Raw genomic sequence first — 20,088 nt, 5'->3', positions numbered from 1 at the left:
CAGAACAAAACTGCGATCTATAGGTAAACACATGGAAGGCTCAGTTCAGAATAAAGAACGGTTATGGACAAAGCGGCGTCATGCCAAACAACTAAAACTAGAGATGGCAAACCAATATACAGATGGTGTGGTGATTCCAACTCAAGACATTATTAAAGTTTTAGAAACCCTGATTACTCCGGGTGACAGAGTTGTACTCGAAGGGAATAACCAAAAGCAAGCAGATTTTTTATCGCGCTCTTTGGCTCAAACCAATCCAGATATTTTGCATGATTTGCATATGATCATGCCAAGCGTAGGGCGTTCAGAACATCTTGATCTGTTTGAAAAAGGCATTGCACGTAAGCTCGATTTTTCTTTTGCTGGCCCACAAAGTTTGCGTATTAGTCAGTTAATTGAAGATGGTTTACTAGAGATTGGTGCGATTCATACCTATATCGAACTATATTCACGTTTGGTAGTCGATCTCATTCCAAATGTGGTGCTCTCAGCGGGCTTTATGGCAGACCGCCAAGGCAATATCTATACAGGGCCAAGTACTGAAGATTCTCCGGCACTGATTGAACCTGCCGCTTTTAGTGACGGTATTGTGATTGTTCAGGTCAATGAATTGGTCGATGACGTCTCAGAGTTACCCCGTGTCGATATTCCTGCTTCTTGGGTGGATTATGTGGTGGTTGCAGATCAGCCATTTTATATCGAACCGTTATTTACCCGTGACCCGAAACATATCAAGCCTGTGCATGTACTCATGGCGATGATGGCAATTCGCGGAATTTATGAAAAGCATAATGTGCAATCGTTAAACCATGGTATTGGTTTTAACACTGCGGCAATTGAACTGATTTTACCGACCTATGGTGAGTCTTTAGGTTTAAAAGGAAAAATTTGCCGAAATTGGACACTAAATCCGCATCCAACCTTAATTCCAGCGATTGAAACAGGTTGGGTTGAAAGCGTGCATTGTTTTGGTACTGAACTCGGTATGGAAAAATATGTTGCAGCTCGTCCCGACGTATTCTTTACAGGTCGTGATGGCGCTTTACGTTCCAACCGTATGATGTGTCAGCTTGCAGGACAGTACGCCGTTGACTTGTTTATTGGCGCAACTTTGCAAGTTGATGGCATGGGCCATTCTTCGACTGTCACAAAAGGCCGTTTAGCTGGTTTTGGTGGTGCACCAAATATGGGGCATGATCCACGCGGACGTCGTCACGATACGCTAGCATGGTTAGATATGCGTTTACAAGGTGCCAGTGAAACTGAAACTTATTTGGCACGCGGTAAAAAGCTAGTTGTGCAAATGGTGGAAACTTTCCAAGAAGGAGGTAAGCCAACTTTTGTAGATCGCCTTGATGCGATTGATGTGGCTAAAACGGCTGGTTTGCCTTTAGCACCGATCATGATTTATGGCGATGATGTGACCCATTTACTGACTGAAGAAGGCATTGCTTATCTATATAAAGCAAGCAGCCAAGAAGAGCGCCAAGCCATGATTGCTGCGGTGGCAGGTGTGACCAGTATTGGTTTAACTCAAGACCCTAAAACAACAGCACGTTTAAGAAGCGAAGGCTTGGTGGTATTCCCTGAAGATTTAGGTATTCTCCGTACCGATGCCACACGTGAACTTTTAGCTGCAAAAAATATTGCCGACTTGGTGACATGGTCAGATGGTTTATATCAACCCCCTGCAAAATTCAGGAGTTGGTAATGATGGCACAAGTTAAATATCAAACGCTCAGCGATAGTCAGCTTTTGGCAAGTTTAGCGGTTGAAGCGTTAATTGATGAAGTTAATCTGACACCGAAACCAGCTTTGGTCGATCGCCGTGGCAGTGGTGCGCATGATGACCTGACTTTGGAGTTAATGGAGCGCTCTGCGAAAAGTTTAGGGCTTATGTTTGATGCGATGGCGCAAGCTGCAAAGCATCATGGAAAAGTCTGTTTAGCTTTGCGTGAAGACATTGGAGAAATCGGTCGCCAAGGTGAAAAGACCATGATGTTGGCAACAGACGGTGTCAACACACACCGCGGTGCAATTTGGGCCTTGGGTTTAATGGTTACCGCAGCAGCATTAGCGCGCAGTAATCAGCAATATTTATCGGCTGTTGAGCTATGCCAGTTAGCAGGGCAGATTGCTCAGCTTGAAGATCGCTTTATTCCAAAGCAGGCTTTGAGTCATGGTCAGCAAGTACAAAAGAAATTAGGCATCTTAGGTGCCAAAGAACAGGCACAACAAGGCTTTCCAACTATTGTGAATTTTGGGTTAAAGCAACTTTATCAAAGTCGTAGTAAACCCATGAAAGAAGAGTTTGCTCGCTTAGATGCCTTGCTTGCCATGATGACAGATTTGACCGATACCTGTGTGCTTTATCGCTCTGGCACATCTGGTTTAAAGCGTATGCAACAAGGCGCACAGCAAGTATTGGATTTGGGCGGTAGCTCAAGCTTAGAAGGTCGACGTGCTTTGCATCTTTTAGAGCTTGATCTGCTTCGGATGAAAGCTTCCGCTGGTGGTGCCGCAGATTTGTTGGCAACAACACTGTTTATAGATCGTGCTCAGCAGTCATCTTTAAAAAATAAAGAGGGATTTTGATTATGGAAACACTTCATTTTGAATTTGTGGCGACAAAGCCACCTGTAAAAAAAGCATTGGTAGGATGTGTTGGCTCGGGCGATTTAGAAATTTTAATGGAACCTGGTGAAACAGGAAAAACTTCTATTCAGGTAGTAACTTCGGTAGATGGGAGTGCAGCACGTTGGCACAATCTTTTTGAACGAATTTTTACTGCGCAAATACCACCAGCGGTCAATATTGATATTCATGATTTTGGTGCAACTCCTGGTGTCGTTCGCTTACGTCTAGAACAAGCATTGGAGGAGATTGCTCATGACTGATATTCAGAGTTTGTTAAATAAACAAGATTTTATTGAACTTAGTGCAAGAGAACGTGCCAAAGCGCTATTAGATGAAGGGACTTTTCGAGAGTTACTCGACCCATTTTCACGTGTTATGTCACCTTGGCTCGTTAAGCAAAATATTGTCCCGCAAGCCGATGATGGTGTAGTAATTGCAAAAGGATCTATTCAAGAATGCCCAGTGGTTTTAATTTCAATTGAAGGCTTATTTCAAGGCGGAAGTTTAGGCGAGGTAGGCGGAGCTAAAATTGCGGGTGCCTTAGAACTTACAGTTGAAGACAATCTGAAAGGTATTCCAACAGCGGCAATTTTACTATTAGAGACGGGCGGCGTTCGCTTACAAGAAGCAAATCTGGGTTTGGCTGCAATCGCTGAAATTCAGGCTGCAATTGTGAACTTACGTCAGTATCAACCCGTCATTGCAGTAGTTGCAGGCAGTGTAGGGTGCTTTGGCGGTATGTCAATTGCGGCTGGCCTATGTAGCTATATTGTAATGACACAAGAAGGACGTTTAGGTTTAAATGGCCCGCAAGTAATTGAACAAGAAGGCGGTGTACAAGAATATAACGCTAAAGATCGTCCATTTATATGGAGTATTACTGGTGGTAATCAGCGTTTCGCTAGTGGTTTGGCAGATGCTTATGTTGACGATGATCGCCAGAAAATTCGTCAGCAAGTCATCGATTATTTAACTCAAGGCGTGCCTCATCAGCATCGTAGTTCAAATTACTCATTCTATTTAGCGAAGCTACAAAAAGTCGATACTGCTGAGCAAATTACCCCAGCACAGGTTCAAGCTTTGTATCAAGGAGAGCAAGCATGAATATCGCCGTTGATACATTAAAAGCATCTACTCGTGGTGCACATTGGTTTAAAGCATTTACACAGGACTTTAAGACAGTTGAAGGTTTTCCAGCTTCTGTTTGGGTAGCTGATGGTCAGATTGATCAGCAAGCAGTACGTGTAATTGCAGTTGTCCAAGACAGCAATAATCTGTTCCCGCGGGCAAAACAAGGTGAAGTTGGACTGCTAGAAGGCTGGAGTTTGGCAAAAGTAGTTGATGAGGTGATTCAAGCCGATGCACAGACTGAAAATAAACGCGGCATTTTATGCTTGGTTGATGTGCCAAGTCAGGCCTATGGGCGCCGTGAAGAATTATTGGGTATTCATCAAGCTTTAGCGGGTGCAGTAGATAGCTATGTTAGAGCCAGATTAGCAGGTCATCCTATTGTGAGTTTATTGGTTGGTAAGTCGATGTCGGGTGCTTTCTTGGCGCATGGATACCAAGCCAATCGTATTATTGCCTTAAAAGATTCAGGTGTTATGGTGCATGCAATGGGTAAGGAATCTGCTGCACGCGTTACCTTACGATCGGTTGATGAGTTAGAGCAATTGGCATCAAGCATTCCTCCAATGGCCTATGACATTGAAAGTTATGCAACGTTGGGTTTGTTGTCTGAACTGTTATCTATTGAAAACCCTGAACAACCGACAAACGATGATCTTTTGTTAGCGAAACAGGCAATTGCTCAAGCGTTTAAAGAAATTAATGCTGATCAATCGAGAGGACTTGAACAAAGACTTCATGGCCAAAACCGTCAAATGTCTAAAAAAGTCCGTGAATTATTGCGTGAGCAATGGTCATGAAACTTAAGCTTGAAGCCCATGATTTGTTGTGGGGCATGACGGTCGATTGCTTGGCCGATGATGCTCCGCATTGGGTGAGAGAGGTATTGCAACGAGGTGATCCTGTTGTGGTTCGACGGGCAATTACTCCTGAAAATCAGGTGGCTGTGGGTATAAGGGGGCAATTTCGTCATCAACGATATGCAGCTCAAATGCCAAGAATTGCTATTAACAGACAACTTAAACCCGAAGAATTGACTCATGTAGATCTGCAGCAGTTTGAGCACTTGGCAGAACGTTTACAGAGCATTTCTAGCATTATGAAAAACTTTTCAGGATGTTGGGGATATACAGGAAGTTTTGGGTTTGAACTGGCAACGGGCATTAAAACAGTAACCCAACAAAGTGACATAGATTTATTGATTCGAGCTGAACAACCTTTTGCCAAAAAGCAGGCAATTGAGCTACTCGAAAATTTTCAGCAAGCAGGGCTCAATGTGGATATACAGCTACAACTTCCGCAAGGCGGGTTGGCCTTAAAAGAATGGGCTGGGAACAGTGGAAAAGTTCTATTGAAACGTTCTGATGGTGCTGTTTTAGTAGAAAACCCATGGAATTAGGGAATAGATATCATGGCTTCAATTTGGGTATATCCGGGGCAAGGTGTGCAACGAAGCAATATGTTGCACGACTTACCTCAAACCGCTCTAGTTAAAGAATACCTTGAGCGTGCATCGGATGCACTCAAAGAAGATGTCTTGATGCTAGATAGTCCGGCTGCATTGCAGTCGACACGTGCAGTACAGCTTTGTTTGCTGGTTTCAGGTGTGATGAGTTCAGCCTTATTAACAGCGGAAAACTTAACACCAGATTATGTAGCAGGTTTATCAATTGGTGCATGGTCGGCTGCGGTTGTAGCAGGAGTTTTAGCCTTTGAGGATGCCGTTCGTTTAGTTGCCTATCGAGGTGAACTCATGCAAAACGCTTACCCCACTGGATATGGCATGACAGCTCTGATTGGTACAGATCGTGCAGCTGTTGAAACATGGGTCAAACAGATTTATGAAATAACGCCAGAGGTGTTTGTTGCAAATATTAATGCACATAACCAGATCGTTATTTCAGGAAGCTTTGAAGCCATGAATCAAGTTGCTGTTTTAGCAAGGCAACAAGGCGTGGTGGCAAAAAAATTAGATGTATCGGTGCCATCGCACTGTGAATTATTAAGTCAGCAAGCAAAGCAACTTGCAGCGTCTATGGAGGGAGTGACTTTAAAGCAGCCTAAAATACGTTATTTAAGTGGTACAACGGCTCGTATGCTTAGCAGACCAGAACAGATTGGTGATGACTTGGCTTTTAATATGAGTCGAACTGTAGATTGGGAAAGTACCATCCAAGCTGCATGGGAGCGAGGTGTAAGGTTACAGATCGAAGCTTTGCCGGGAACGGTGCTTACTACACTTGCACGCCGAACATTTAAAGATGGAACTGTATTGTCATTTCAGGGAATACGTTTAGACAGCATTCAGTTAGCAATGCAAAATGAAAATAACGCTTCTTTGTAACTACAATACAAATTAAAAATTGAGTAATAACCCAAGGATATGAGGGATTTACAATGATTATATATGGAACAGCAATATTAGCGATCTGCCATTTATTAGGCGACTATCTTGGCAACACCTTAGGCATGGTATTAGGCGTTAAAGCGAATGTCGGTGGCGTTGCTATTTCAATGATTCTATTGATTTTATCTAAAGAATTATTGGCAAAAAAAGGTTACTTACCTCAAGTCACACAATTTGGCGTCTTGTATTGGTCAGGTATGTATATTCCGATCGTTGTTGCGATGTCGGCAGGTCAAAATGTTGTTGCAGCATTATCGGGTGGCATGTTAGGGCTGATTGTCTCTATTGCATCGTTAATTGGCACGGTTTTAGTCATCCGTTATTTAAATAGAATGAGTGGTGACTATGAAACATATGAATGGACGATAGAACCCAAGGAAAAAATAGCCTAAGCAACATAAACTACAAAAAGTTCAATCAAAAAGGATTTAAATGATGGACGCTATAATTGCTGTGTTATCAAAAAATGCATTAGTTACTGCTCTTGCAGTAACGGGTTTAATGATGTTTGTTTCCCATCTACTCTCAAAATATTTGACGAAGGGAAAACTACAAAGTTCTGCAATTGCGATTACTTTAGGTTTGGTTGTTGCTTACTTTGCGGGAGTTTATACGCAGGGAACCAAAGGTGTTTCGGACATCGCTATTTTTTCTGGTTTTGCGCTGTTGGGCGGAGCCATGATTCGTGATTTAGCGATTGCTTCAACTGCATTTGAAGTTGATGTGAAAGAAGTGAAGAAAGCAGGCAAAATTGGTCTAATTGCATTAATGCTTGGTTGTGTTGTGCCTTTTGCAATTGGGGTTTTGGTTGCATGGAGCATGGGCTATCGAGATCCCATTTCGATGACAACGATCGGTGCAGGCGCAATGACTTATATTGTAGGTCCAATTACTGGTACTGCAATTGGCGCGAGTTCTGATGTCATCGCACTTTCTATTGCAATTGGTTTAATCAAGTCAGTTTTCTTTATGGTCGGGACGCCACTGCTTGCGAAATTTATGTATCTAAAAAGTCCACGCTCTGCCATGGTCTTTGGCGGTTTGGCAGGAACAACCAGTGGTACAGCTGCGGGATTGGCAGGTACAGATGTACGATTGGTACCTTATGGCGCTTTAGTTGCAACCTTCTATACAGGACTAGGGTGCTTACTTGGACCTTCTGTCTTTTTCTTAACGGTTAATGCGATTTTTGGATAAATTTTTGAAAATCCTATAACGGCAACTCATTATTCTTTAATAAGTTGCCGATATTTATCTTTTAAAATTAGTGGCGAACATGCGACATTCAGCAATCAGAGCAAGTAAGTTTGGGTCTCGTTCTTTGCTTTTTAGAAAGACCAAACCGATTTCTTGCTGCATATGATATTGCTGTTTTAGCGGAATGAGTTTGACTGAGCTTTCATAAACTGCAGAAATACGGCCGGGTAGTAGAGCAAAACCGACACCTGAGCTGACCATACTAATTAAGGTAAAAATATCATTGACCTGTAAAGCAACTTTTGGTGAAAAACCTGCTTTTTTAAAAATAATGTCGCTGTCGTTATGAGTTGCAAAACCCTTAGTTAAAGTTAAAAAAGTTTCTTCTTTTAAAAGGCTTAAATCAATATCTTTAAAATCGGCATATTTTGAATCTTTATTGACGGCCAAAAAAATGTCATCTGAAAACATCGGCAAAATTTCAAAGTCATCATCTTGAGTGGTTTCATTTAAAGCCACGATAATGGCATCCAGCTCAGTTGCTTTAAGCTTTTTCACCAAATCCTGATTCGAGCTCAGCAACAGTTGAATATCAAGCTCACTACGTCTGATTTTAAGGCCGCTAATCACATTTGGAATCGTATTTACAGTTAAAGAATAAAGAGAACCTAAATGTAAAACCTTGGCTGCAAAGCCTGCGGCTTCTCTGGTTTTATTTACGGTAATAAAAATGTCTTGTACGATTTTTTGTGCCCGTTCTTCAAAGACATAAGCACTTTTTAAAGGAATGAGGTTACGGCCTTCATTTTTAAAAAGAGGGCAACGTAAAGCACTTTCTAAAGAATGTAAGGCTTTATGAACACTGACATTACTCAACTGCATTTCTATGGCTGTTTTAGACAAATTTCCACAGCGCATAAAAGCTAAAAAAATCTGTATTTTTTTCAGGGTGAGTTCTTCATCAATTTCCATATTAATTCTTTGAACCTGTTTCCCTTAAAACTATAGATTTGAGTTATAAAGTTACCACAAAATAAAGACTATAAAATTGTGCTTAGGTCGAAGCATTTCTTTAGAGACTTGCTTCAACTCTTTGTTGAATGGTTTTGATAACCTGATCTAATGCGCTTTGAATTTTAGTGTTCCATTCAAAAGAGCAATTGATTCTCAAATAATGCTGCTGTGAGGGTAAAACACTAAATAGAGGGCTTGGCGCAACGCCAATATCTTGCTGAATCAACTCTTCATAAACTTGCATACTGTCTAGCGTACTAGGAAGTTTGACCCATAGAAAATAGCCACTTGGGTAGTAATACACTTCGCAAGAGCTAGGCAGATGTTGCTTTATATAGTGATAAAACTGCTTTTTATAACGCTCAAGCGAAAGTCTAAGTGTACGCAAGTGTTTTTCATAATGATGATGAGACAAAAACTCAACCAATGCATTTTGAATGAGTGCATTTACTGAAATGGTACTCATGAGCTGTAAGTGTTGAATATGGTCTGAAAATTTACCGGCATAGACCCAACCAACCCGAAAACCTGCACCTAATGTTTTAGAAAAAGAAGAGCAGTGCAGTACCAGATTTTGTTGGTCAAAATATTTCATCGAAAGTGGTTTTTGGCCGCCATAAAAAAGCTCTTCATAGACATCATCTTCAATCAAATAAATTTGGTGTTCATGAAGCAACTTGGCAATTTTATATTTAATGTCATCACTGACTGTAAAACCAATCGGGTTATGGGCATTCAGCATGAGCCAGCACACTTTGATTGGATAGGTTTGAATGACTTGTTCAAATGCCTCTAGGTCAAAACCATGTTGTGGATGTTCAGGAATGGTAATCACTTTAAGTCCTAAACGCTCGGCGGCTTGCCAAGCCCCATAAAACACAGTTTGCTGTAATAAAATATAATCGCCGGGTTGAGCGACAGCTTGTAGCGAAAGGTTCAGTGCATCTAAACCTCCAGATGTAATGACAATGTCATCCGGGTCTGTCTGTATGCCTTGCATACAGTAGCGTTGAGCAATTAGTTTTCTTAAGGCTAAATTACCGGGAGGCAAACTGGTTGTCTGGTCATAACTTTGTCTTTGACGGGCAAGCTGTCCCATAATTTGAATAAGTTTGGGTGCTGTTAAAAGCTGACTGTCCGGAAAAGCTGAACCAAAAGGTACGACGGACTCATGTTGAATTGACTTAAGATATTTAAAAACTAATGAATTAATTTCAATTTTAGAGTTCAGTGAAACAACTGAATATTGTTCAAGTGGCTTTAGTGCAATTTGCTCGGCAACGAAGTAGCCAGATTTTTCTTTTGAATAGATCAGACCTTGTGATTCAAGCTCCTGATAAGCATTCATGACGGTCATTAAACTAAAACCAGAACGTTGTACCTGATCTCTCAATGACGGTAATTTTTCATGTGCATTTAAAGTGCCGCTCTCAATGAGTTGGCGAATGCTATGAGCGAGTTGTTCTGATTTATACATGTATGAGCTGCACGAAATAACAAAATGAAAGAAGCACTTAATCAATAATAAATGCCGTTTGCAGAATCTACAAACGGCATTTGTTTAGAACAATAGATTTACTTTAAGTAAGGGGCTGCATAAATCAAGATAACTTTAAACAATCCCGCAATCACAGCTAAGGCTAAAAAACCACCGATCCATAGCAGAATAAACCATTGGGTTTGATTGAGTTTAACGGATGACTTTTTCATAAAACCCTCCATACTTAATGATAGCCTTCGTCACCTACACGAACTTTGTCTCTAAATACCCAATAAGACACAATGGTGTAAGCAATAATGATCGGGATTAAAATAAGTGCGCCGACCAAAGCAAACATCTGGCTTGAATGAGGCGCTGCTGCCTGCCAAATGGTGACTGATGGCGGAATAATATAGGGCCATAAACTAATCACAAAACCAGTAAATGCAAGGAAAACGAGGGCCAATGTATATGCAAATGGTTTGAGGTCATGATCCTGCTTTTTACATGCTGATAAAATCAGGCCAACAAACAATAAGACCAAAATCGGTACAGGACTAAAATAGAACAGATTTGGTAAAGAGAACCAGCGATCTGCAATTTCAGGATGCGTCAACGGCGTATATAAACTCACCCCACCAAAAATAATGAGCAGTGCAATAATCAGCTTTGGCATAAGCTCATACATACGTTGCTGCAAACCTTTTTCGGTTTTTAAAATCAGCCATCCACAGCCTAAAGTGGCATACATGGCAACTACGCCAATACCTGTAAAGATCGTAAACGGGGAAAGCCAATCAAAAGACCCACCAGCAAAAATACCATTTTCGGTTTTGATTCCTTGAATATAAGCACCCAAAATAATCCCTTGAAGGAAGCTGGTTAAAACTGAACCCCAAATAAAAGCCAAGTCCCAAAGGTGCTTGGTTCGATGAGCTTTAAAACGGAATTCAAAAGCAACTCCACGGAAAATCAAGGCAATGACCATGAAAATGATAGGCAGGTAGAGTGCTGATAAAACTGTTGAATAAACCAGCGGGAAGGCTGCATACAGACCAGCGCCACCGAGAACCATCCAAGTTTCGTTACCATCCCAAACAGGAGCGACGGTATTCATCATGACGTCACGTTCTTGGCTGTTCTTAATGAAAGGGAACATAATTCCGATTCCTAAGTCAAAACCATCCATGACCACGTAAATTAAAACACCTAAACCAATAATACCGACCCATATTAAAGAAAGATCAATCATGATGTTTCTCCCCAGATTTTTGATTATCGTCAATGTTTTCATCGACAGCACTGAGTGGACGCATTGGTGTTTTAAAGTGTCCAACGCCACCAGTTTCAATATTTGGTGTATCGATAAATACAGGGCCTTTATTAATGAGTTTTAAGGTGTAGTAAATACCGCTACCAAAAACGATGGTATAGACCACCACAAAAATAAAGAGACTAAGTCCAACCTGATCTGCCGAAACGGTATGTGAAAGCCCGTCTTTAGTGCGCATAATCCCGTATACAACCCACGGTTGACGGCCTACTTCGGTAGTAATCCAGCCAGCCAGCATTGCCACATAACCCGCAGGCCCCATCACTACAGCAAATTTATGGAACCAAGACGTTTCATAGAGTTTTCCACGCTTACGTAACCAAAGCGCAATTAAAGACAGAGTGACCATGAGCACACCAAGACCCACCATCACACGGAAGCTCCAGAAAACGATGGTTGAATTTGGACGGTCTTCAGGTGCGAAATCTTTTAAGCCTGTCACTTGGCCATCTAAGCTATGCGTTAAAATTAAACTACCCAAATAAGGAACACCCACTTCGAAGTGGTTACGTTCTTCTTTCATATCTGGAATTGCAAAAAGCAATAATGGCATTGGCTCATTGTGATTGGTTTCCCAGTGTCCTTCCATTGCCGCAAGTTTGGCTGGTTGATGTTCACGGGTGTTTAAACCATGGTTATCACCAATTACTACTTGTAAACATGAAGTCACAAGCACCATCCAGAGACCCATCGAGAACGATTTTTTCACCAATTCATCACGACGGCCTTTTACTAAATGCCATGCAGATGTTCCGACGACCAATAATGATGAAACTAAGAAGGCGGCAGCACCCATGTGGGCAAAGCGGTAAGGGAAGGATGGGTTAAAGACAATTGCAAACCAGTCTTTTGGCACAATAATGCCATTTTCGATGGCAAAGCCTTGAGGTGTCTGCATCCAGCTATTAGAAGATAGAATCCAGAACATGGAAATACATGTTCCGATGGCAACCATAAGTGTTGCGAAGAAATGGGCTCGAGGACCAACACGTCCCCAACCAAATAACATAATGCCTAAGAAACCTGCTTCTAAGAAGAAGGCACTCAAGACTTCATAGGTAAGTAAAGGACCAGTAATACTTCCGGCAACGCGTGAAAATTCACTCCAGTTTGTACCGAACTGGTAACTCATAACCACGCCCGAGACCACACCCATACCGAAGGCAACGGCAAAGATCTTAATCCAGTATTTAAAGAGATCTTTATAAATCGGGTTTTGGGTTCTTAACCATTTCCACTCTAGCACTGCTAAAAAGCAGGCAAGACCGATGGAAGTGGCCGGAAAAATAATATGGAAGGATACTGTAAAAGCAAATTGTATTCGCGCTAATTCTAGAGCGGTTAGACCGAGACTCATAAACTTTCCCCCTGTGAACTAGCTGATGATGATTGAATGAGTTAAATACTTATTTTCAGGCAACAAAGTATTTTGGCTATTAAACTTACTTCTGTGATAGATCTTCTTAGCAAGTAAAATGCCAACAGGGTTAAGCAATATAATTGCTTGATATTCCAAGAGAATAGACTGATTGATTGTTCTCAATCTGTTAACAAAGTTTATGCTTGATGTTGCATTTGTAAAAATGCATGTTGCATTGAAACATTGATGAAATATCTGGCGATATGCAATAGATCGTCTCATGAAAACTACCTACCTTAAGAAGTTTCCTTAATCATGCACTTACTAATTTTGTATATGTAGATACAGAAATTTTTTATAAAACTATAACAGTCTAGAGCAGTCATGAGGTGTGCTATAGTTTTTTTTCAATTATCTGTAGCTATGTATCCATTCTTCAAAAGTCCAAAATAAATGAACAAGATTTACGAATGGCCAAAATCACTCTCCAAAATACAGCGAATGCGACTTTGGGTAATAAGCGCAGAAGAATAGTTTCTTCTCTTTTATTCCTTTGTTGTTTTGCGTGAGGTCTGGTTGTTACGTAGGTTATTAAAGACCTGATTTAAGTGTAGCTCTTCTAAAATAGCTTGGATGTTAAAAAATGTTTATTACTTCTCAACTCAATGTCCTGCATAAAATTATTAAAAATCAGCCTATTCCTGTATCTATATTGGCTCAGTTAGAGCAGACTTACGTTAATTTTGAAGCTACCTTATTAAGAGCGAAAGTACTCAGAGACTTTTCTAAATCTGAAACTGTATATTTAATCCAATCTCATATTGAGCCACAGCAAAGTAGTGTGGCTTATCTATTTTCACCATTTATTTTTGCCAACTTAAACAAGGCTGCTATTTATACAACGCCTGCGACAACGCCTGTGCTTTCTATTCTGAATAAATATTACCAAGCTGAAAAAAAAGCACTATTCAAAGTAGATGATGTTTTAGACAGCTTAAAAATTTATATAGATTTGGAACTTACAGAGCTTAATGAAGTTGAGTTTATTTATTTAAGCCTAATCAAGGCACTGTGCCGAAGTGATCTTTCTACAGTTTTTTTAATTACGAGTTTAGCCATAGATGTCGAGCATTTGAAAGCACTAGAGCAATTTTTAAAGGTCAAAATTTATTGGATTAAAACCAGAAAAGATGATGACTTAAAAAACCTAAATAGCTTAGAAATGCGGAAATTATTATTCAAAAATAAAGATGAAACTTATGTAAAGCTATGCGCGAAATTTGCTCAAATGAATGCAGAGTTGGTAGGGCTGTGTGACACTTTCACAACGTCTCAAATGACACATTTAATTGATGATATGTTTTATTCAGAACATATTTTTGAAAAGTTATCCGTCTATTCAGAATATATACAAACCTTATTACAAAGCCAGCAAAGCATTCGGCAAAAAGAGGCGTCTTAGTCTTTGAGATACGAGCTTTTTATCTTTGTGTTTGGGTTCTTATATAAAGAATGAATACAGTTATAAAAAAATAATCGTTTTCATGTGAAATAAATATTTTATGGTAAAAGCAAAGCAATATTGGTTTTACTTACATGACAAATTTAAATTTTGAGCATCATCTCGGTTCACTAACGCATGCAGCACTTAGTCAGGCCTCAATTATTTCTCGTGTGTGGGGTGAAGGGCCAACTGAGCGTTATGATGAATTGGCAAAAAATTTCAGACCAACTTTTGCCCGCATTAAAGAAGGGGCTTTAATCCGTGAGCAACAGCATATTTTGCCCTATGAACAACTTCAATGGCTCAAAGATGTTGGTTTTACAAGGTTAAGACTTCCTAAAGCTCATGGTGGCTTTGATGCAACCATCCCTGAACTATTTGCATTGCTCATTGAACTTGCCGAGGCCGATTCAAACTTACCGCAAGCTTTGCGTGTGCATTTTGGTTTCACTGAAGATGTCTTGGTAAGTAAAGACAAAGCGTTTCAACAGCGTTGGCTTAGCCGAATTGCAAATGGTGAAACGGTTGGCAGCGCGTGGTCTGAAGGCGGGAAAGAGTCAATTGATCAGTTCGAAACTCATTTGTATCGAGACAGTGAAGGAAAAATTCGCGTTAAAGGGAAAAAATATTACACCACAGGGAGTCTATATGCAGACTGGGTGGACGTTGGTGTAACAGATTTAAAGGGTGAATCTGGCTCGGTCGTTGTTCGCCGTGAAGATGAAGGCGTTGAAATTGTAGATGACTGGAATGGCTTTGGTCAGCAACTCACCGCAAGTGGTACAGCATATTTCCATGACGTATTGGTCGACGAAACTGAAATTTTACCTGATGATGATCGTTTTAAATATTCAGCGGCTTACTATCAACTGGTTCAACTGGCAATCATTACAGGTCTAGGACGTGCTGCAACCTATGATGTTTCACAAGCTGTTGCTAAACGTACCCGAAACTACACGCATGCAAATGCTCAATTTGTAAAACAGGATCCGCAAATTTTACAAGTAGTAGGTCAAATCCGTGGTGCAGCTTACAGTGCAGGGGCGATTATTGAAAAAGTCGCACAAAGCTTACAACGTGCTTACTTGGCTGCATTTCAAAATAATGAGCAGCTTGAAGAAGAACAAAATGCACTTGCCGAGCTTGAAAGTGCACAGTCTCAAACGGTTATTACCGATCTAATTTTAAATGCTTCTACGATTTTATTTGATGCTTTAGGTGCTTCTGCAACAGACAAAGATTTAGGCCTAGATCGATACTGGCGTAATGTACGAACTTTATCTTCACACAACCCGAGAGTATTTAAAAATCGAATTGTCGGAGATTTTAGTGTAAACGGCACATTACCACCATATCAATGGCGAATAGGGAATGTTGCTAAATAATAAATTATAGTTTTAGATATTAAGCTGCTATTTTTAGTGGCTTAATATTATTTATGTTTTTTAGAAATAAATTATAAAAACCTATTAGAATAAAATCATATTTTGTTTGGGGTTTATATTATAAAGAAAACCTAAAAATTGCTTTAGTATAAAAATAAATAAAATGCTGGCGAATATTTTATGACTAAGAAAATTAGTTTTAATGCTTTTGAAATGAATTGTATTGCCCATCAATCTCCTGGATTATGGCGGCATCCTCAAGACCGATCTGTTGAATATAAAGATTTAGAATATTGGACAGATTTAGCACAAATTCTTGAGCGTGGTTTTTTTGACGGTATTTTTATTGCAGATGTGCTTGGTATTTATGATGTTTATCATCAAAGTGCTGAACATGCTTTAACAGGTGCAGTACAAGTTCCAGTCAATGATCCGCTACAGATCGTGCCTGCGATGGCAGCAGTCACCAAGCATTTGGGCTTTGGTGTCACAACTTCGATTTCCTTTGAACATCCTTATCCTTTTGCTAGACGTATTAGCACGCTAGACCATTTAACCAAAGGGCGAGTTGGTTGGAATATCGTGACGTCTTATTTGGAAAGTGGTTCGAAAAACTTGGGCCTAAAAACTCAGGTTAATCATGACAATCGTTATGATATTGCTGATGAATATTTAGAAGTTCTTTACAAACTTTGGGAAGGGTCTTGGGAAGAAGGTTCGGTACTTCGTGATCGTGAAAGCGGTATCTTTGCTGACCATAAAAAAGTGCATCCAATTCAGCACGAAGGTAAATATTTTACTGTACCGGGTATCCATATTTGTGAACCATCACCGCAAAGAACACCAGTACTTTACCAAGCAGGTGCTTCTTCACGCGGGCAGAAGTTTGCTAGTCAAAATGCCGAGTGCGTATTCATAGCGGCGCCGTCTAAAATTGCCACTAAAAAAGTGGTACAGGGCATTCGCCAGAAATTGGCTCAGGAAGGCCGTGACCCGTACTCAGTTAAAATTTATGCACTTTTGTCTATTGTCACTGATGAAACCGATGCAAAAGCACAGGCTAAGTTTAAAGAATATCAAAGCTATGGAAGCTATGATGGGGCATTAACATTATTGTCTGGCTGGTCAGGTGTGGACTTCTCACAATACCAGCCAACGGACAAAGTTGAATATATTCAAACCAATGCCATTCAATCTTTATTAGATTCTTATGTAAATGCGGACCCAGAACGTGTTTGGACTATTGAAGAAATTGCAAACTGGAACAGCTTAGGTGGGAATGGACCTGTGTTAGTGGGTTCGGCAGAAACAGTTTCGGATGCTCTACAACAATGGGTTGAAGATACCGATATTGATGGCTTTAACCTTGCCTATATTTTGGCGCATCAAACCTTTGCTGATGTAGTTGAGTTTATTGTTCCAGAGTTGCAAAAACGAGGGGTATATCAAACCTCATATGCACAAGGAACATTAAGAGAAAAATTATTTGGTGCTGGGCCATATTTGCCTGAAAATCACCGCGGTGCAAAATATCGTAATCTAAAGGAATTAAAACTTGCTGAGGCAAGTTAATATTTTGGAAAACCTTTAAATAAATAGCTGGTTAAATGCCAGCTTTTATTTTGTCTTTTTATATCCATTTTACTGCTGAGTTAATAATGAAAAGATAATTCTATAATTTAGATTAAAACATCAGATTAATTTGTTTTTGTATTATGTGAATAATCATTATTTTGTTCCTGTTATTAAAATTCAGGAATTATTAAGTGAGCACACAAGAACTCGATCATAACCATCGTTATGAAATTAAATCTCCCGATGATGTTTCACAATTAATTTCCAAATTTGCAGGGAAGGGTAAATCGAATAAAGTTATTTGGTTGGCACTGATTGGGGTGTTTATTGATGCCTACGATTTAACAACGCTGTCCTTTGGTATTGAGCAAGTTATCTCAGAGTTTTCTTTAAGCCCTGTGATGACTGGTGTGGTGGCTTCAGCAATTGTCTGCGGAACCATTGTTGGTAACCTGATTGGTGGTTGGCTGACAGATAAAATTGGCCGTTATCGGGTCTTTATGGCGGACATGGTGCTCTTTGTCATTGCGGCAATTGTCGCAGGCTTTGCACCGAATGTATGGGTTTTGATTTTAGCCAGATTTATTATGGGAATTAGTGTTGGTATTGATTTGCCTGTGGCAATGTCATACTTATCTGAGTTTTCCAAGTTTAATGGAAGTAGCAACAAGGCAGCGCGTTTAGCTGCATGGTGCCCAATGTGGTATGCCGCTTCTTCGGTCTGTTTTGGTCTAGTTCTGGCGCTTTATTTTCTTTTACCCCCTGAGCATAGCAATTGGTTATGGCGAGCATCTTTAATTTTCGGAGCAGTGCCAGCGTTACTCATTATTTTTATTCGCGGTAAATATTTAACTGAATCACCAATCTGGCTTGCAAACCAAGGCGATTTAAAAGGAGCCGCTCAAGTTCTACAAGAATCCTATGCAATTCATGCAGTCGCTACAGTTGAAAAAGTAAAAAGAACTGCTGAAAAGAAAAAGCGCGAGGGTTTTGCAGTTCTATTTAATAAAACCTATTTGCCAAGAACTATTGTGGCCATTGTGATTCATATTTCGGTGGCATTTCAGTACACGACCATTGCCTTCTTTTTACCTTCTATTTTAACGCGTTTCTTTCATACCGATGTCTTGACGACCATTACCACCACACTTGGGCTTAATTTATTGTTTGCATTTACGGGCGGGCTGTTAGGTGTATTTGTTGCCAGCAGATTTAAATCTCGTCATGTGTTGCTTACAGGCTTTTTACTCCAGTTTATAGCCCTCATTGCCTTGGCATTAATTGGTGAACCCGGTAATAGCTTTTTACTCTACACCGCAATTGGTATGCTCGGTTTGTGGCTTTTTGCCGAAGGCTTTGGGCCAGGGGCACAAATGATGGTTTATCCAACTATGGCTTATCCAGCTTCGATTCGTGGTGTTGGGGTTGGCTTTAACCGTGCGGTAACAGGTGTTGCTCAAGCCATTGCTTTGTTTGTTTTACCGATCTGGATGGCGGGATATAAAACCGATGTTTATCTGATTATTTCTATCTTTGCGTTTATTCCTTTAATTGTGATTGGACTACTAATTAAGTTTGAGCCTACCGCCCAAGATGTCGATGTTATCGATGAGGATAAAACAGAACTTCCTCTCAATAATTCACCAGTAATCGACTAGAGTAAAAATAAATATCTAGATAAAAATAAAGGCCAACATCTGTTGGCCTTTATTTTTAGAATTAGAAGTAATAAGCAAAAATCACAAATGCTTTTTTGTTCCATTTATCATTACTTCCACCAGCTGCAAGGCCTTCACTGTCTCCTAGATATGGGTCATGTTTACCCACCAGCAACTCGGCTTGTACTGTCAATTTTTGATAGTTAAAGGCAATGCCGGGAATAAAACGGGTAGAGTCTTTGAAACCATCTTGCTCTTTTCGATAAGAACTATAGTTTAGGTAAGGACGAACAGAGGTAATGGGGCCAAACTGCTGAGGAAATAAATAGCTCAGTTCGGCTGAATAAATCTGACCTTTGGTTGCCGAATTAAATGAATAATCGAAACCGCCCAAAGTCAGATGATCTTTATATTCAGTATCGGCATTATCAATATCTTGATAACCAGCCAAAAGCTGTAAATTCCATTGATTATAATTGGTATTGCTAAAAACCGAATAGACTTGGCGATCTCCATCTTGCCCTGAACGCTTGTTTTCAATAGTGGAATACCATGCAGAAGCACCCAGTTGGGTAGAGAAATTCTCTTGTCCTAATACGTTCTTAAAGGTATGAGCACCGCGAACAACAATGGAGTTCTTTTCTTTAGTATTGGTACCTTGTGGTACAGAGTCATCCGCATTGACAGGATTGATACTAAATCGACTCGAGTCTTTGCTTTTACCTCTATAGGTGCCACCATCGGTAGGATAAAAGGCGAGTTGTGCTTCATTGGTTCCATCATTGAAATCATATTTCACCCCAAGGTTGTGTACATCTTCCCAACCAGCACTATTGGCAATGCCTAAATAATAAGTATTTCCCCAAAAGCGACCCAAGCCAAAAGGAACTGGGTTTAAGCCTGCAATAATTTTACTGTTGTCATTAATTTTATAACCCATCCATGCATCGGTGAGCCAATTGGCATCGCCTAAATGCCCGTAATATTCATAAACCCGATAATCTAAGTGGCCAATCCATTTCGGGGAGTTGTAATCTAGCCATAATACGGCGTCATTAAAGGAAAATTTACTGGTTGTGGGTTCAGAATCAAAGTCATAAACATATTTAGCCCGAACAGTACCACTTACTTTAAGTTCACCTTCTTCAGCATTGCCAAAGGTAAGCGCTGCATGACTTGAGAGGCTAAATGTAATTAAAGACGTTGTAATTAATGTTTTTTTCAAAATTTGAGAATGTTTAAACAAAAGAATTTTTCTCCTCTTAAAAATAAAAATTAAATTTGCGTCATGTATAAACCAGAAAAAGATTTGCCCAAATCTCAATATTTGCAGAAGATTTAAGATAAAAAGATAATAAAATCTGAACTTTATATAAAAGAATGAAAATTAATTAGATGCAAAACTCTGGA

Annotated in this window: 19 protein-coding genes; 13 read left to right on the top strand and 6 right to left on the bottom strand. The window is 40.0% G+C overall.

The features are described 5' to 3' along the window. Positions 1–31 precede the first annotated feature (31 nt). Genes mdcA through madM form a run of 9 tightly spaced genes read left to right on the top strand, consistent with a single transcriptional unit; the run spans position 32 to position 7,369 of the window. Positions 32–1,711, top strand: coding sequence for a malonate decarboxylase subunit alpha (gene mdcA / locus F928_RS14550; protein ID WP_005076492.1), 1,680 nt, complete (start codon positions 32–34; stop codon positions 1,709–1,711). Further along, on the top strand, positions 1,711–2,595 hold the full coding sequence (gene mdcB, locus F928_RS14545) for a triphosphoribosyl-dephospho-CoA synthase (RefSeq protein WP_005076489.1): 885 nt from the start codon (positions 1,711–1,713) through the stop codon (positions 2,593–2,595). Before mdcA ends, mdcB begins: the two co-directional genes overlap by 1 nt. Before the next feature lie 2 nt (positions 2,596–2,597). Then, positions 2,598–2,897: a malonate decarboxylase subunit delta gene (gene mdcC, locus F928_RS14540; RefSeq protein WP_005076487.1), complete on the top strand. Its 300-nt coding sequence runs from the start codon at positions 2,598–2,600 to the stop codon at positions 2,895–2,897. Further along, the gene (gene mdcD / locus F928_RS14535) at positions 2,890–3,741 is read left to right on the top strand and encodes a biotin-independent malonate decarboxylase subunit beta (RefSeq protein ID WP_005076484.1); all 852 of its coding nucleotides are present in this window, start codon (positions 2,890–2,892) and stop codon (positions 3,739–3,741) included. The genes mdcC and mdcD overlap by 8 nt, the downstream gene beginning before the upstream one ends. Continuing rightward, complete coding sequence (mdcE, locus tag F928_RS14530; protein WP_005076481.1) at positions 3,738–4,565, top strand: biotin-independent malonate decarboxylase subunit gamma; 828 nt, start codon at positions 3,738–3,740, stop codon at positions 4,563–4,565. Before mdcD ends, mdcE begins: the two co-directional genes overlap by 4 nt. After that, positions 4,556–5,164 (top strand): malonate decarboxylase holo-ACP synthase, encoded by a 609-nt coding sequence (gene mdcG, locus F928_RS14525; protein WP_016806155.1) that lies wholly within the window; start codon positions 4,556–4,558, stop codon positions 5,162–5,164. The genes mdcE and mdcG overlap by 10 nt, the downstream gene beginning before the upstream one ends. 12 nt (positions 5,165–5,176) lie before the next feature. After that, positions 5,177–6,109 (top strand): malonate decarboxylase subunit epsilon, encoded by a 933-nt coding sequence (gene mdcH / locus F928_RS14520; RefSeq protein ID WP_005076477.1) that lies wholly within the window; start codon positions 5,177–5,179, stop codon positions 6,107–6,109. Positions 6,110–6,162: 53 nt separating this feature from the next. Beyond that, positions 6,163–6,564: a malonate transporter subunit MadL gene (gene madL, locus F928_RS14515; RefSeq protein WP_005076475.1), complete on the top strand. Its 402-nt coding sequence runs from the start codon at positions 6,163–6,165 to the stop codon at positions 6,562–6,564. A gap of 43 nt (positions 6,565–6,607) precedes the next feature. After that, a complete protein-coding gene (gene madM, locus F928_RS14510; RefSeq protein ID WP_000338775.1) occupies positions 6,608–7,369 on the top strand; it encodes a malonate transporter subunit MadM in 762 nt (253 codons plus the stop codon). Between the two features lie 54 nt (positions 7,370–7,423). Here madM and mdcR read toward each other — a convergent pair whose 3' ends face one another. The 5 genes from mdcR to cioA all read right to left on the bottom strand — a co-directional run bounded on the left by mdcR (position 7,424) and on the right by cioA (position 12,553). After that, positions 7,424–8,341 (bottom strand): LysR family transcriptional regulator, encoded by a 918-nt coding sequence (gene mdcR / locus F928_RS14505; protein WP_005076472.1) that lies wholly within the window; start codon positions 8,339–8,341, stop codon positions 7,424–7,426. A 100-nt stretch (positions 8,342–8,441) separates the two neighbouring features. Further along, on the bottom strand, positions 8,442–9,860 hold the full coding sequence (locus F928_RS14500) for an aminotransferase-like domain-containing protein (protein ID WP_005076470.1): 1,419 nt from the start codon (positions 9,858–9,860) through the stop codon (positions 8,442–8,444). A gap of 98 nt (positions 9,861–9,958) precedes the next feature. Continuing rightward, positions 9,959–10,093: a hypothetical protein gene (locus F928_RS14495; RefSeq protein WP_005076466.1), complete on the bottom strand. Its 135-nt coding sequence runs from the start codon at positions 10,091–10,093 to the stop codon at positions 9,959–9,961. 14 nt (positions 10,094–10,107) lie between these two features. Next, entirely contained in the window at positions 10,108–11,115 is a 1,008-nt protein-coding gene (gene cydB / locus F928_RS14490; protein WP_005076463.1) for a cytochrome d ubiquinol oxidase subunit II, read from the bottom strand. Continuing rightward, positions 11,108–12,553, bottom strand: coding sequence for a cytochrome ubiquinol oxidase subunit I (gene cioA / locus F928_RS14485; RefSeq protein WP_005076460.1), 1,446 nt, complete (start codon positions 12,551–12,553; stop codon positions 11,108–11,110). Before cioA ends, cydB begins: the two co-directional genes overlap by 8 nt. Positions 12,554–13,199: 646 nt before the next feature. On the opposite strand from cioA, the gene F928_RS14480 reads away from it, so the two are divergent. The 4 genes from F928_RS14480 to yaaU all read left to right on the top strand — a co-directional run bounded on the left by F928_RS14480 (position 13,200) and on the right by yaaU (position 18,678). Next, entirely contained in the window at positions 13,200–14,018 is an 819-nt protein-coding gene (locus tag F928_RS14480) for a hypothetical protein (protein ID WP_005076457.1), read from the top strand. Between the two features lie 134 nt (positions 14,019–14,152). Continuing rightward, entirely contained in the window at positions 14,153–15,445 is a 1,293-nt protein-coding gene (locus F928_RS14475) for an acyl-CoA dehydrogenase family protein (RefSeq protein WP_005076456.1), read from the top strand. A gap of 180 nt (positions 15,446–15,625) precedes the next feature. Next, on the top strand, positions 15,626–17,017 hold the full coding sequence (locus F928_RS14470; protein ID WP_004642499.1) for an LLM class flavin-dependent oxidoreductase: 1,392 nt from the start codon (positions 15,626–15,628) through the stop codon (positions 17,015–17,017). 194 nt (positions 17,018–17,211) lie between these two features. Further along, entirely contained in the window at positions 17,212–18,678 is a 1,467-nt protein-coding gene (gene yaaU / locus F928_RS14465) for an MFS transporter (RefSeq protein WP_005076454.1), read from the top strand. A 61-nt stretch (positions 18,679–18,739) separates the two neighbouring features. On the opposite strand, the gene F928_RS14460 is transcribed toward yaaU, so the two are convergent. Further along, the gene (locus tag F928_RS14460) at positions 18,740–19,924 is read right to left on the bottom strand and encodes a hypothetical protein (RefSeq protein WP_005076452.1); all 1,185 of its coding nucleotides are present in this window, start codon (positions 19,922–19,924) and stop codon (positions 18,740–18,742) included. Between the last annotated feature and the right edge of the window lie 164 nt (positions 19,925–20,088).

Source organism: Acinetobacter pittii ATCC 19004 = CIP 70.29 (assembly GCF_000369045.1).
Taxonomy (GTDB): Bacteria; Pseudomonadota; Gammaproteobacteria; order Pseudomonadales; family Moraxellaceae; genus Acinetobacter; species Acinetobacter pittii.
This window is presented reverse-complemented; position numbering and strand designations above follow the sequence as displayed.

Coding starts and splice junctions, on each gene's coding strand:
- cydB (WP_005076463.1), bottom strand. CDS start 11,115: ATGATTGATCTTTCTTTAATATGGGTCGGTATTATTGGTTTAGGTGTT.
- F928_RS14495 (WP_005076466.1), bottom strand. CDS start 10,093: ATGAAAAAGTCATCCGTTAAACTCAATCAAACCCAATGGTTTATTCTG.
- mdcA (WP_005076492.1), top strand. CDS start 32: ATGGAAGGCTCAGTTCAGAATAAAGAACGGTTATGGACAAAGCGGCGT.
- mdcE (WP_005076481.1), top strand. CDS start 3,738: ATGAATATCGCCGTTGATACATTAAAAGCATCTACTCGTGGTGCACAT.
- F928_RS14500 (WP_005076470.1), bottom strand. CDS start 9,860: ATGTATAAATCAGAACAACTCGCTCATAGCATTCGCCAACTCATTGAG.
- mdcD (WP_005076484.1), top strand. CDS start 2,890: ATGACTGATATTCAGAGTTTGTTAAATAAACAAGATTTTATTGAACTT.
- mdcR (WP_005076472.1), bottom strand. CDS start 8,341: ATGGAAATTGATGAAGAACTCACCCTGAAAAAAATACAGATTTTTTTA.
- mdcH (WP_005076477.1), top strand. CDS start 5,177: ATGGCTTCAATTTGGGTATATCCGGGGCAAGGTGTGCAACGAAGCAAT.
- cioA (WP_005076460.1), bottom strand. CDS start 12,553: ATGAGTCTCGGTCTAACCGCTCTAGAATTAGCGCGAATACAATTTGCT.
- F928_RS14475 (WP_005076456.1), top strand. CDS start 14,153: ATGACAAATTTAAATTTTGAGCATCATCTCGGTTCACTAACGCATGCA.
- F928_RS14480 (WP_005076457.1), top strand. CDS start 13,200: ATGTTTATTACTTCTCAACTCAATGTCCTGCATAAAATTATTAAAAAT.
- mdcG (WP_016806155.1), top strand. CDS start 4,556: ATGGTCATGAAACTTAAGCTTGAAGCCCATGATTTGTTGTGGGGCATG.
- madL (WP_005076475.1), top strand. CDS start 6,163: ATGATTATATATGGAACAGCAATATTAGCGATCTGCCATTTATTAGGC.
- F928_RS14470 (WP_004642499.1), top strand. CDS start 15,626: ATGACTAAGAAAATTAGTTTTAATGCTTTTGAAATGAATTGTATTGCC.
- mdcC (WP_005076487.1), top strand. CDS start 2,598: ATGGAAACACTTCATTTTGAATTTGTGGCGACAAAGCCACCTGTAAAA.
- mdcB (WP_005076489.1), top strand. CDS start 1,711: ATGATGGCACAAGTTAAATATCAAACGCTCAGCGATAGTCAGCTTTTG.
- madM (WP_000338775.1), top strand. CDS start 6,608: ATGGACGCTATAATTGCTGTGTTATCAAAAAATGCATTAGTTACTGCT.